Origin of the sequence: Mesorhizobium sp. M0751 (genome assembly GCF_040320265.1) — a bacterium.
Lineage (GTDB): Bacteria > Pseudomonadota > Alphaproteobacteria > Rhizobiales > Rhizobiaceae > Mesorhizobium.
On record NZ_JAMYPH010000021.1, the window covers coordinates 33474 to 45363 of the forward strand.

At 62.0% G+C, this 11890-nt stretch carries 11 protein-coding genes and 1 pseudogene; 7 read left to right on the plus strand and 5 right to left on the minus strand.

Translation table 11 applies throughout. The annotated features are described in order from the left end of the window. Positions 1–6: 6 nt before the first annotated feature. From NKI19_RS26350 to NKI19_RS26360, 3 genes are all read right to left on the minus strand, one after another. Positions 7–453 (minus strand): SRPBCC domain-containing protein, encoded by a 447-nt coding sequence (locus NKI19_RS26350; protein WP_352566673.1) that lies wholly within the window; start codon positions 451–453, stop codon positions 7–9. Then, complete coding sequence (locus NKI19_RS26355; RefSeq protein ID WP_352491684.1) at positions 453–764, minus strand: ArsR/SmtB family transcription factor; 312 nt, start codon at positions 762–764, stop codon at positions 453–455. The genes NKI19_RS26350 and NKI19_RS26355 overlap by 1 nt, the downstream gene beginning before the upstream one ends. 92 nt (positions 765–856) lie before the next feature. Next, the gene (locus tag NKI19_RS26360) at positions 857–1282 is read right to left on the minus strand and encodes a GNAT family N-acetyltransferase (protein WP_352491683.1); all 426 of its coding nucleotides are present in this window, start codon (positions 1280–1282) and stop codon (positions 857–859) included. A 167-nt stretch (positions 1283–1449) separates the two neighbouring features. On the opposite strand from NKI19_RS26360, the gene leuD reads away from it, so the two are divergent. The 3 genes from leuD to NKI19_RS26375 are packed head-to-tail and all read left to right on the plus strand — an operon-like array spanning position 1450 to position 4083. Beyond that, positions 1450–2055: a 3-isopropylmalate dehydratase small subunit gene (gene leuD / locus NKI19_RS26365; RefSeq protein ID WP_292663076.1), complete on the plus strand. Its 606-nt coding sequence runs from the start codon at positions 1450–1452 to the stop codon at positions 2053–2055. A gap of 60 nt (positions 2056–2115) precedes the next feature. Further along, positions 2116–3045 (plus strand): Ivy family c-type lysozyme inhibitor, encoded by a 930-nt coding sequence (locus NKI19_RS26370; protein ID WP_352491682.1) that lies wholly within the window; start codon positions 2116–2118, stop codon positions 3043–3045. 54 nt (positions 3046–3099) lie between these two features. Next, positions 3100–4083, plus strand: a complete 984-nt coding sequence (locus NKI19_RS26375) for an IS630 family transposase (RefSeq protein ID WP_352491739.1) — start codon at positions 3100–3102, stop codon at positions 4081–4083. Between the two features lie 162 nt (positions 4084–4245). On the opposite strand, the gene NKI19_RS26380 is transcribed toward NKI19_RS26375, so the two are convergent. Beyond that, positions 4246–8064: a tetratricopeptide repeat protein gene (locus NKI19_RS26380; RefSeq protein ID WP_352491681.1), complete on the minus strand. Its 3819-nt coding sequence runs from the start codon at positions 8062–8064 to the stop codon at positions 4246–4248. Between the two features lie 302 nt (positions 8065–8366). On the opposite strand from NKI19_RS26380, the gene NKI19_RS26385 reads away from it, so the two are divergent. The 4 genes and pseudogenes from NKI19_RS26385 to NKI19_RS26400 form a co-directional block, all read left to right on the plus strand. After that, positions 8367–8750 carry a RidA family protein gene (locus NKI19_RS26385; RefSeq protein WP_352491680.1) on the plus strand — a complete coding sequence of 128 codons (384 nt, stop codon included), beginning with the start codon at positions 8367–8369 and terminating at the stop codon, positions 8748–8750. A 51-nt stretch (positions 8751–8801) separates the two neighbouring features. Beyond that, positions 8802–9152, plus strand: a complete 351-nt coding sequence (locus NKI19_RS26390) for a VOC family protein (RefSeq protein WP_352491738.1) — start codon at positions 8802–8804, stop codon at positions 9150–9152. A gap of 140 nt (positions 9153–9292) precedes the next feature. Next, a complete protein-coding gene (gene leuB, locus NKI19_RS26395; protein WP_352566671.1) occupies positions 9293–10396 on the plus strand; it encodes a 3-isopropylmalate dehydrogenase in 1104 nt (367 codons plus the stop codon). Positions 10397–10700: 304 nt separating this feature from the next. Further along, positions 10701–10981, plus strand: a pseudogene (locus tag NKI19_RS26400) (GIY-YIG nuclease family protein); the annotation flags it as partial. A 124-nt stretch (positions 10982–11105) separates the two neighbouring features. Here the strand turns inward: NKI19_RS26400 and NKI19_RS26405 are convergent. After that, positions 11106–11819 carry a DUF805 domain-containing protein gene (locus NKI19_RS26405; protein WP_352491678.1) on the minus strand — a complete coding sequence of 238 codons (714 nt, stop codon included), beginning with the start codon at positions 11817–11819 and terminating at the stop codon, positions 11106–11108. Positions 11820–11890 lie beyond the last annotated feature (71 nt).

An 11890-nucleotide genomic window follows, 5' to 3' on the forward strand; every position in this document is an offset into this window, starting at 1 on the left:
ACGACCTCAAGCCTTCGACGCCGGGCGCGACAGCCCTTCGCCGGTTTCCAGCAGGCTCTTCAGGCTGGACAGGATGAGCGGCCAGCCGTTCGCCACATGGCCGAGCAGCTTGTGCGGCCCATCGGCTTTGTGTGTGACGGCGAGCTTCATCATCTCGCCCTCCTGCTCGAGGGCGAAGGTGCAGCGTGTGTAGCCGTCCGCCTTGACCTCGGGCATGAACTCGTTGCGCCATTTGAGCACGATGCGCTTGGGTGGATCGATCTCGAGGACCTCGCCGCTGTCGGTGACGCGGCCGTCGGTGTAAACCATCTTCCACGCCGAACCTTGTTTCCAGTCGCTTAGCATCTGGGCGCCGAGGAAATATTGCCGCTGGAACTCCGGCTCGGTCAGTGCTTGCCAGAGTTTTTCGGGCGAGGTGCGGATGTAGGTGACATAAACGAAAATGTTGCTCATCAGTCTTCCCTTTCGAGACGTTTCTTCAAATCGCTGAGGGCGCCCAGTCGCCCCCGCTCGAATTTGCCGATCCAGCGTTCGGCGATCTCGTTGATGGGAACGGGATTCAGATAATGTTGCTTCTCGCGTCCCTTGCGGATGGTGGTGACGAGGTTTGCCTCTTCCAGGATCGCCAGATGCTTGGTCACCGCCTGGCGCGTCATGTCCATCTCACCGCACAGCGCGTTCAGCGTCTGTCCGTTCCTGGCATGAAGGCTGTCCAGCAATCGCCGGCGTGTCGGGTCGGCCAAGGCCCGAAAGACATCATCCATGCTCATGACCCTAATATGCAACCATTTGGTTGCATATCAAGAGGCAGAACCCTAGCCAAGGATGCCCAGGTTGAGGTTGCTGGAAGTGGATTTCAGCGCTTGCGGCCGAACCAGAATGCGTTGGGCATGCGCTCCATGCCGATACGCTCATAGAAGCCGACCGCGTCGGGCATGGAGATCAGGCTGATGGCGACGGACGGCCCGAGTTGCCGGCGTGCTTTATCCATCAGGCCCTTGCCGATACCCAGCCCTTGCGCCGATTTGCAAACGGCGAGCTCGGAAACGTAACAGACCCACGAGAAATCGGTGACACCGCGGGCAACACCGACCAGCGGCTTGCCTTCTGTGTCGAGACGCGCGGTGAGCACCAAATTGGCCCCCGACAACATCGCGTTCAATCGGGTGTCGTCATCGACGGGCCGTGTCTCGCCGAGGCCGGATTCCACCAGCACGCGGCGGAATTCGGCGGTGCCGAGGCCCGGTTCGCTGGCGTAGAGAACCTTGGATCGCGTTGTCATATCGACAAAAGTGCACCATCGGCCGGTGGTTTTGAAGCTGTTTTGTACCGATCTTGTGTTTCGATCGACGACGGAAGTCCAAAAACAGCCGCCTTTTATTTGCCCGCGGCTTTGTGTAAACCGGGCTCCAGCAATTCCCCGCAACGAGAAGAAGACGGGCAAGAACCATGGAAAAATTCACCAAGCTCACCGGCGTCGCCGCGCCGATGCCGATCGTCAATGTCGACACCGACATGATCATCCCCAAGGATTATCTCAAGACGATCAAGCGCACCGGCCTCGGCACCGGCTTGTTCGCCGAAATGCGCTACAAGGACGACGGCTCGGAAAACCCGGACTTCGTGCTCAACAAGCCGGCCTACCGCAAGGCGCAGATCCTGGTCGCCGGCGACAATTTCGGCTGCGGCTCGAGCCGGGAACATGCGCCGTGGGCGCTGCTCGATTTCGGCATCCGCTGCGTCATCTCGACCTCGTTCGCCGACATTTTCTACAACAACTGCTTCAAGAACGGCATCTTGCCGATCACCGTCAGCCCGGAAGATCTGGAGAAGCTGATGGACGACGCCTCGCGCGGTTCCAACGCGACGCTGTCGGTCGATCTCGAGGCCAAGGAAATCCGCGGGCCGGACGGCGGCGTGGTCAAGTTCGATCTCGACGAGTTCAAGCGCCACTGCCTCTTGAACGGCCTCGACGATATCGGCCTGACCATGGAGAAGGCCGGCGCCATCGCTTCGTTCGAGAAGAAGAACGCCGAGCTGCGGCCCTGGGCCTGAGCGGTACGATGATCCGGTCGCGACAGGCCGGGTTCGTGGAGGCTGAACGGAGGGACAGTCATGACACGTTCGCTTCTTGCCGGCGCCTGCGCGCTGGCGTGGATTCTGATGACGATGGCTGGCGCGCATGCACAGACCGACACGGTGCTCGTGCCGGCTGACGATGCGCCCGGCACAACCGCCGACCAGGGCGCGTTGAGCAATGCGGCCCTAGCCGACAATGACAAACAGGCGCCGATCCCGTTCGAGGGCGGCCAGCTGACCATCACCCAGGAGGAAGAGTACGGGGAACGGGTGCTCGCCTTCGACGGCAAGGAACTGGCGCGCAATTACGACGTCTTCTTCGACAAGATCGTCGAGGTCGGCGGCGTCAAGGTGGCACTGGTCGATGTCGGCGACGGCGGCAATCAATGCGGCCCGGCCAAGGTGATCGTGTGGAAGCCGGAAGGCGGCACGATCCAGACGGTCACGGTCGAGCAGGACGAATGCGGCGCGCCGCCGGCAGCGATCTCCGACAGCGCCATCTATTTCGTGCCCTATCTGCTGCCGGGCGATGCCAAGCCGGCGCTGCAATGGTCGCCGACGGACGGACTGACGACGTCCGGCAATCTGACCTATATGCCGGAGCCGGGCACCGACTGGAAAGACGTCGATCCGGCGAAATACGACAACATCATCGACGCCTTCCACAACGAGGCTGTCTACAGACTAGCCGAGACGCTGCTCGGCAAGGACATGCCCGACATGGCGACCAGCCTGCTGGTCGGCGGCGGCACCGAGAAAACCGCCGCGGGCGCCTTCTTTGCCAGCGGCTGCGTGCCGCACGATTGCGGCGGCAATGACGGCTTCATGGCGGTCGACCCGGTCAACCATAAGCTCTATTTCGCCAGGCGCGGCGACAAACCGGAGCCGGACGCATGGCCGGCGGTTGCTACATGGCCGGCCGATGTGAAGGAAGCGCTGGACAAGGCGCTGGGGTCGGCGAACTAGAGCGGTTCCGCCTTTGACGGAATCAAAGGGGATTCCAGATTTATCTGTTTTGTGATTCAAGATGCTGGCTGGAGTGGAGGCCAGCATCGGATGACCCGACCTCTTTCCAATGATCTTCGCGAGCGGGTGGTGGCGGCGGTTATGAGTGGCGAGAGCCGCCGGTCGGCCGCCAAACGGTTCGGCATTGCGGTTTCGACGGCAGTGAAGTTGTTGCAGCGCCATCAATCGACCGGCTCGGTCGCGCCGGGCAAGATGGGTGGACATCGCAAGAGGTTGCTGGAGCCGCACCGTGCCTTCATCGAGACGCGTATACGTGAGACACCGCATCTGACGCTGCACGGTTTGAAGGACGAGTTGGCCGCACGCGGGGTCAAGGTCTCGCACAACGCGGTCTGGATGTTCTTGAGGCGCGAGGGCCTGAGCTTCAAAAAAACGCTGTTCGCCCTTGAGCAGGCGCGCGCCGATATTGCCCGCAGGCGTCAGCGATGGCGCTCTTGGCAGGCCGGCCTCGATCCGCAGCATCTGGTCTTCATCGATGAGACCTGGATCAAGACCAACATGGCTCCGCTGCGCGGTTGGGGGCCGAAGGGCAAGCGGCTGCGCGGCTTGGCTCCGCACGGCCACTGGCGCACGCTGACCTTCCTCGGCGCGCTGCGCAGCGATAGGCTCGCGGCACCTTGCGTCTTCGACGGGCCAATCAACGGCCAATGCTTCCGCGCCTATGTCGAGCAGCAGCTCATCACCGTGCTGAAACCCGGCGACATCGTCGTCATGGATAATCTGGGAAGTCATAAGTCGGCGGCCATCAGGCAGATGATCAAGGCTGCCGGCGCCAGGCTTTGGTACCTACCGCCCTACTCCCCAGACCTCAATCCGATCGAGCAGGCCTTTGCCAAAATCAAACACTGGATGCGCCAAGCTCAGAAACGTACCGTCGAGGACACTTGGCGCCACATCGGCCAACTCGTTGCGACGATCGAACCCGGCGAATGCAAGAACTACTTCGCAAACGCCGGATACGCTTCCGTCAAAACGTGAAAGACTCTAGTCTGGCGACTGAGCCATGTCGTGACTTCGGCCCAATTCACTGGCACGGCTGCAGGAAAAAGCAGTTTGTCGGGATCCTTTCCATCGCCTCCGTCCTGCCGGCCTCGGCCCTTCGCTGCCGCTCCGGGCGTTCGTCGTTCGAAAAGCCAAGCCTCACTTCGCTCCGAGGCGCAATGCCTTCTTGCGGTCGGCCTCGGCACGCTTATGGTTGCCCTTGGTGTCCCACGCGCGGCTTCGCACTTTATAGGCGGTGGCGAAATCCGGCTTGAGTTTTATCGTCTGGCTTAAATCGGCGATGGCCCCGTCATAGTCCGCCTTGCTGATCCGTATGACGCCCCGGCCCAGATAGGCAAAGAGATTTTTGCGGTCGAGACTGAGCGCCCTTTCGAAATCGCGCAGTGCCGCGGCGTCCTCATGTCTGCCCATCCATATGAGACCCCGATCGGCATAGACCCTTGCGTCCTTGGTATTGAGGGTGATGGCCTTGTCGTAATCCGCAAGCGCCCCGTCGTAATCTCCCTGGGAACCGCGGTTCTGGCCGCGGTCATAGTAGGTCTCGGCAAAATTCGGGTTGAGCGCGATCGCCTGGCTGTAATCAGCCACGGCATGAGCGTAATCGCCCTTGGCCTCCCATGACATGGCGCGGGCCAGATAGGCATCGTGGAATGCCGGAAAGAACGCAATCGCCTTGTCGTAAAGGGCTATGGCGCCGTCATAGTCGTCCTTTCCATACAGCGCTCGACCCTTGTTGAACGTCTGCGCGGCCAGCGAAGTCCAACCCGGCCTGGTCACTTGCTCGCCAGCCCGGCCAGCGGCCTTGCCCGACATCTTCGATGCGTTCGCTTCGTCTCTTGCCACTATCGCCAACTTGCGGCCCTTGCGGGCGGGGGCCATCTTTGGATCGAACTTCAGCGCCTGGTCGAAGTCGGCAATCGCCTGGTCGAAGTCGCCCTTGGTGAACCAGACGCTGCCACGCGCAAAATAAGCCGGCGCATATTGCGGTTTGAATGCGAGCACGCGACTATAGTCGGCGATGGCGCGATCCAGTTCGTTCTTGTTCGTCCACGCGACGGCGCGGCCGATATAAGCGTCTAGATAGCTGGGATAGAGTTCGATCACCTTGCCGAAGTCGTTGATGGCTGCGTCATACATGCCCTTCTCGACAAGCGACGTGCCGCGGCCGACATAGGCCGAGGCCTTTCTCGGATCGAGCGCAATCGCCTTGCTGTATTCGGCTATGGCGCGATCGTATTTGCCTTTGTCGTAGAAGGCATCGCCGCGATCGATGAAAGCCTTGAGGTTTTTCTGATCCGAGCCGACGGCGTCCGGCGCGCCAGCACCTTTTGCCAGCGCAGCCACCGTCGCCTTGCGGGCGACCGCATAGTCTGAATTGCGACGATTGAGCTTTATGGCCTGGTCGAAGTCGGCGATGGCGCCGTCATAGTCCTTCTGGTCGGCCCGCGCCATGCCGCGCGCGTAATAGCTGGCGTCATCCTTCGCGTCGATCACGATTGCCACCGAATAGGCGGCGATCGCGCGCCCTGCGTCGCCCTTGGCGTGCCACGCCATGCCCCGGCAATAGTGAGCGTCGCGCGCCTTCGGCTCGAGCGTTGCGGCGCGGTCGCAATCGGCGAGAGCGCCGTCGGCGTCGTCGGTAGTCACCTTGGCGAGACCGCGGCGGAAATAGGCCGCGGCGAAATCGGGAGCGAGCTGGATGACCTTGTCGTAATCGGCAATCCCTCTGCTGTAGTCGCGTTTGGCGGTCCAGGCCCTGCCGCGGCCGAAATAGCCGAAGCGGTTGTTGGGATCGAGCGCGATCACCTGATCATATGCGCCGATCGCCTCGTCGTATTTGCCCATGTCCAGGAAGGCATCACCGCCAAGCACCGCTTCCAGCGCGCGCGGGTCCTTCGCCTCCAAGGCCTTTGCCGCCAGCGTGTCGTCCGTGGCCATGATATCCGGAGCTTGAGGCTTCGCCTCCTGACTGTCCGGCTGCGGGGTCGGTCCGCGTTCACCGTCGGCAACCTGTCCGCCGCAGGCTCCGGCCCGCTTCGGATCGAGTTCGGTGGCGCGCCGGCAATCCGCTGCGGCCCCGGCCTCGTCGCCGTTCAATGCCCTGGCGCGGCTGCGGACGAGATAGGCGTCGGCGTTGTCCGGGTCGAGGCTGATGGCCTTTGCCAGATCGAGAAGCGCGCCGCTGCTGCTATATTCTGCAAGTCGCGCCTCGGCGCGCTCGATCAGGACTTTTGCAGCCGCGGGGTCTCTTATCTTCCCGACGGCCGACCGGGCTGGTTCGCCCGGCGCATGTTCGATGCAGGAGCCCGCCCGCTTCGGGTCGAGGTCGACGGCGCGCCTGCAGTCGGTGGCGGCAAGGGCGTCGTTGCCTTGCGACGCCTCGGCAAGCGCCCGGTCGTAAAACGCTTCGGCGTTGTAGGGGTCGAGCTGGATCGCAAAGCTGAACGCATCGATTGCGCCGGCGACATCCCCTTGGAGCTGTTGCTCTAGCCCCCATTTCAGATTCCAGGCAACGAGTTCGGAATGATCCTCCTTCTTGGGGTAGAGTTGCAGCGGCTCGTATGCGGGAGGTGCGGCTGGCTTGGCCGCTGGTGGCGCGGCCGGCGCGTCGGCGGCTGCGCCTGCATCATAAGCCTGGCTGGCCACGGGGTCGGCTGCTTGCGCGGTTTTCGGAATTGCCCTGCGCTTGTCGAGTTGAACGCTTAGCCTTTCCTTGCGGTAATCGGCGTTGGTCGGATCGAGCGCGATTGCCTTGTCCAGATCGGCGATTGCCTTGTCCGGATCGCTGGCCTTCCAGACAAGGGCCCGGATAAAGTACGACTTTGGATCGGCCGGCATCAAAGAGATGGCTTTGTCGAGATCGGCAAATGCCTCCTTTGAATTGCCGATCCGGGCCATCATCATGCCGCGTACTCGGTAGGCCTGGGCGTCGGCCGGGTCGCGGCGGACGACTTCATCCAGATCTGCAAGAGCGCGCGCATAGTCTTTCTTTGAGCCCCAGCTCTTGGCGCGGTTGAAGTAGAAATTGGAGTTTGCCGGATCCAGCCGGATCGCCTCGTCGAACGCGGCAATGGCGCGGGTATGGTCGCCCTTGTTCTGCCATTCCACTCCATTCGCATTTTGGGCGGAAGCGGCGCTTGAGCCGGTTGCGCCGCCACTGCCGTCGTCCGGTTCGCCCAAAGCCTCGATGATCAGGCGCGCGCAATCGCGCCCCTTGTCTACATCGACCCCGGCAATATGCTTGCAGTCGGCTTCGGCGCGCCTGCGCTCGCCCTTGGCGATCCATGACAGGGCGCGGTCATGGTAAGGCGTGACAGGGTCCGTTCGCACGCTCTGTGCCTTGTCATAATTGGCCTGGGCCCGCGCCGCGTCGCCCTTGTCTTTCCAGGCAATGCCGCGCACGCCATAGGCCATCTCGTTGGCAGGGTCGATGTCGATCGCCTTGTCGCAATCGGCAATGGCGCGATCGTGCTCGCCTTTCTTGCCGAGCGCCCCGGCGCGATCGACGTAGAGGCTGGCATCGTCCGGCGTGAGCGTGATCGCGCGCGTATAGTCCGCAACGGCTCGATCGAAGTCTCCCTTGTCTTCCCAGGCAATGGCGCGATTGGTAAAAGCGCGCGTGTAAGTCGGATCGAGCACGACGACGTCGGTTATATCGGCGATGACGTGGTCGATATCGTTCTTCCGGGTGTAGGCTAGGCCGCGCACGAAATAGGCGTTCACGCGCAGATCGGGGATCTCCTCGCTGTCCTCGGCAATAGCGGTGCAGGCGGCGATCTGCTCGTCGGCGCCGACCTTGCCGTCGCTGAAACAGGCAGCATAATCCTTGCCGGCGGCGTGTGCCGAACTGCTCATTGCGCTAAGCACCACAATCCCCGCGAGGAGCAGCGCCAACAGCGGCACGCGCAAAAGCCCTGCAACAAATGCGGGCGCCAGCGCGTCGACGCGGCATGACATGGTTCTGATCCTCCCTCGGAGTTACTGCGACTGCCCTCGCGGATACTTATATAGTTCTGTTTTTGTTCCTCAATGCAAGCAGAAATTGCAGCGGCCGTCGAAGCTGCCGACCTCCCCTAGCGGGGTAAGGAGTGGTCCGCGTAGCGAAGGTGAAGTTAATTGCCTGACTTTCCGAACGACGAACGCCCGGCAGAAGGCCGTCCCGCCGACATCAAAGATGTTGCACCGCCTATCCATCTGTGTTGGCCCATGGCGGGATCGGCGTCGTCCCTGCAAAATACTCACAACCATCGGAGGACACCATGCGAAAACTGATCTCCACCGGTTCGCCCTTCGAGAAGACCGCCGGCTATTCGCGCGCCGTGGTGCAGGGCGACTGGTGTTTCGTGTCCGGAACGACCGGCTACGATTATGCGACCATGTCGATGCCGGAGACCGTCGAGGCACAAACGCGCAATTGCCTGGCAACGATCGCCAAGGCGCTCGCCGATGGCGGTTTCGAAATGGCCGACGTGGTGCGGGCACATTACTACATCACCGATGCGGCTTTCGTGGATGTGGTGTTCCCGATCCTCGGCGAGGCGTTTGGCGAGATCAGGCCGGCGGCAACGATGATCGTGTGCCAGCTCAACAAGCCGGAGATGAAGATCGAGATCGAGGTGACGGCGCTACGGCGCACAGCCTGATGCCTGTCACGGTTGCGACAACGACACGGTTAGAACGAGGATCGGCCCATGGTGAAGGTCAGACGCATCGTTGCAAACATAGACACGCAGGATATCGCGGCGGCAAAACCCTTCTATCAGGATGTGCTTGGTCTTGACGTGCTGATGGATCAAGGCTGGATTACGACCTACGGCTCGCAAGAAACAATGACCGTACAGGTCAGCTTCATGGCCCAAGGTGGCTCCGGCACGCCGGTGCCTGACCTGTCGATCGAGGTCGACGATGTCGATGCGGCGCTGGAAGCGATGAAGGCCGCCGGCTTCGTCATCGAATACGGGCCGGCGGACGAACCCTGGGGTGTGCGGCGCTTCTTCGTACGCGACCCATTCGGCAGGCTGGTCAACATTCTCTCGCATCTGTAGGCGATTTGTCTTGAGCACCGGATTTTCCCAAAACCGGTTTCCGCTTTTGGGTCCGATGCTCTGAACCGCAGGCTTGCGCGCCGGCCGCTTGGCGTTTAGCAAGGCCGCGTTCGTGCGCTAAAACAATCGGGACGGTTCTCATGGCTTCGAAAAATCTTCTCCTGCTTGCCGGCGACGGCATCGGCCCCGAGGCGATGGCCGAGGTGAAGAAATTGATCGCCGCCATGAACGACAGGTTCGGCAGCGATTTCGTCACCGACGAGGGGCTGGTCGGCGGCTGCGCCTATGACGCGCACGGCGCGGCGATCTCCGATGCCGACATGGCCAAGGCAATGGCGGCGGACGCGGTGCTGTTCGGCGCCGTCGGCGGGCCGAAATGGGATGCGGTGCCTTACGAGGTGCGTCCGGAGGCGGGTCTGCTGCGGCTGCGCAAGGACATGGAACTGTTCGCCAATCTTCGACCCGCCATTTGCTATCCGGCGCTGGCGGCGTCCTCCTCGCTCAAGCAGGAAGTGGTCGAAGGCCTCGATATCCTGATCGTGCGCGAGCTCACCGGCGGCGTCTATTTCGGCGAGCCGAAGCAAATCATCGATCTCGGCAACGGCCAGAAGCGCGGCATTGACACGCAGGTCTACGATACGTTCGAGATCGAGCGCATTTCGGGCGTTGCCTTCGAATTGGCACGTACGCGCAAGAACCACGTCACCTCGATGGAAAAGCGCAATGTGATGAAATCAGGCGTGCTGTGGAACGAGGTCGTCACGCAAACCCACAAGGCCAGGTATGCCGACGTCAAGCTCGACCACATGCTGGCCGATGCCGGCGGCATGCAGCTGGTGCGCTGGCCCAAGCAGTTCGACGTCATCGTCACCGACAATCTGTTCGGCGACATGCTGTCCGACATCGCCGCCATGCTGACCGGCTCGATCGGCATGCTGCCGTCGGCCTCGCTCGGCGCGCCGGATGCGAAGACAAAAAAGCGCAAGGCGCTCTACGAGCCGGTGCACGGCTCGGCGCCCGACATTGCCGGCAAGGGCATCGCCAATCCGATCGCCATGATCGCCTCCTTCGCCATGTGCATGCGCTATTCCTTCGGCATGGTGGCCGAGGCCGGCCGGCTGGAAGGCGCGATCGCCGCCGTTCTCGACCAGGACTTGCGCACCAGGGATATTCATTCGCCGGGGATGACCGAGGTCGGCACCGCTGAGATGGGCGATGCGATCATCGCCAAATTCCTGGGCTAATCCTATGGCGGTCGACCTCCGCTGGGCGGCGACCGGGGATGCCGCAACTGGTGCCTCTGCACGCAGATGATCTAATGCGTTGAGCCTGAAAGAGGGATTGTGGCCGGGAGTTGTCGGATCATCTCCAGCCGCCAATCTCCAACATCTGCGATTAGCCGTAACCCCCGCCTTCGTCATCCCAGGGCGGAGCAAGGAGCGAAGCGACGCGGCGCAGACCCTGGGATCCATGCCGTCACATCAGCCGAAGAATGCAGCGGTTCAGAACTACACTTGCATCCCCAACAGCGCCAACTACGCTTACATCATGACCGGCTATGCCTACATGACCGCGAGCCAGAAGCGTGGCACGATCTATATCGGCGTCACCAACGATCTCGGCCGCCGTGTGCCGGAGCACAAAACCGGCCAAGGCTCACGCTTCACCAGCCGTTACGGCGTGCAGCGTCTGGTCTGGTACGAGGAACATTTCGACATTCGTGACGCCATCCAGCGCGAGAAGTCGCCGAAGCGCTGGCCACGCCAATGGAAGATCGAGCTGATCGAGAAAACAATCCAGAGAGGTTCGAACTTTTCGCGGAACAGGGTGATAGCGTGCGGTTCTGGTCCGCAGGCGCACTGCCGCGAGGTAACGGCATGGATCCCAGGGTCTGCGCGGCGTCGCTTCGCTCCTTGCTCCGCCCTGGGATGACGAAGTGGAGGGATGCTCCGGCTAAACCCTGGTTCCCGCCGGCACCGGACCCCACTGGTTTTCGCGCGGCTGGGTCGGGATCAACGCAAAGATCAGGATGATCACGGTGCCGAAGGTCGGGATCAGGAAAAGCAGGATGAGCCAGCCGGTCAGGCCGATATCGTGCAGGCGACGCACGTTGAGCCCGAACCACGGCAGGGCTGTCGCCAGCAGGAAGAGGCCCGAGAGGCCGACCGTCACTGCCGGCAATTCACTGTTGTCGAGATTGCCCATGGCATTGTCGATGAAGACGCCCAATCCTATCGCCACAATCAGCGCGATCGTCCAGAACAGGCAATAGCCCCAATATTCCTTGCGGCGGGCACGGCCGGCGAAGTTGAAGTAATTCTCGGTCAGGCCCAGCCAGAAATAGTTCCACAGGCTGGCGGATTCGGCCGGACTTTGTTCAACGGAACGGCCGAAATGTTGCGGCTGACGTGCCGCTGGCGCATTGCCGGCCTGAGATGGCGCGGCGGTTGCAGGGGAGGCGTCGGCGGGCGCACTGGCAGGTTGGGCGCGGATCGAAAAAACATCGCGTGCCTGTCCGCCAGCCGGCTGGAATTCGACTGTCGTGCCTCCGGCAACCGATGCTTCGCGGCGTAAATCTTCGCGTGCCAAAGTGTAGCGGTTGCCGTCGGCTCCGGTGATGAACCCGAAGCCCTGGTCTTCGTCGTAATGAAGAACTTCGCCGCGCATGTTTTGCCCCCGATTGCCCGGCCCAGACTGTGCAAAGTTCGGGCAGACCGCAAGGGGCGTGCGGAAATGGA

Excerpts from the sequence above, each read along its gene's own strand:
- NKI19_RS26350 (WP_352566673.1), bottom strand. The coding sequence starts at position 453 with ATGAGCAACATTTTCGTTTATGTCACCTACATCCGCACCTCGCCCGAA.
- NKI19_RS26355 (WP_352491684.1), bottom strand. The coding sequence starts at position 764 with ATGGATGATGTCTTTCGGGCCTTGGCCGACCCGACACGCCGGCGATTG.
- NKI19_RS26360 (WP_352491683.1), bottom strand. The coding sequence starts at position 1,282 with ATGACAACGCGATCCAAGGTTCTCTACGCCAGCGAACCGGGCCTCGGC.
- leuD (WP_292663076.1), top strand. The coding sequence starts at position 1,450 with ATGGAAAAATTCACCAAGCTCACCGGCGTCGCCGCGCCGATGCCGATC.
- NKI19_RS26370 (WP_352491682.1), top strand. The coding sequence starts at position 2,116 with ATGACACGTTCGCTTCTTGCCGGCGCCTGCGCGCTGGCGTGGATTCTG.
- NKI19_RS26380 (WP_352491681.1), bottom strand. The coding sequence starts at position 8,064 with ATGTCATGCCGCGTCGACGCGCTGGCGCCCGCATTTGTTGCAGGGCTT.
- NKI19_RS26385 (WP_352491680.1), top strand. The coding sequence starts at position 8,367 with ATGCGAAAACTGATCTCCACCGGTTCGCCCTTCGAGAAGACCGCCGGC.
- leuB (WP_352566671.1), top strand. The coding sequence starts at position 9,293 with ATGGCTTCGAAAAATCTTCTCCTGCTTGCCGGCGACGGCATCGGCCCC.
- NKI19_RS26405 (WP_352491678.1), bottom strand. The coding sequence starts at position 11,819 with ATGCGCGGCGAAGTTCTTCATTACGACGAAGACCAGGGCTTCGGGTTC.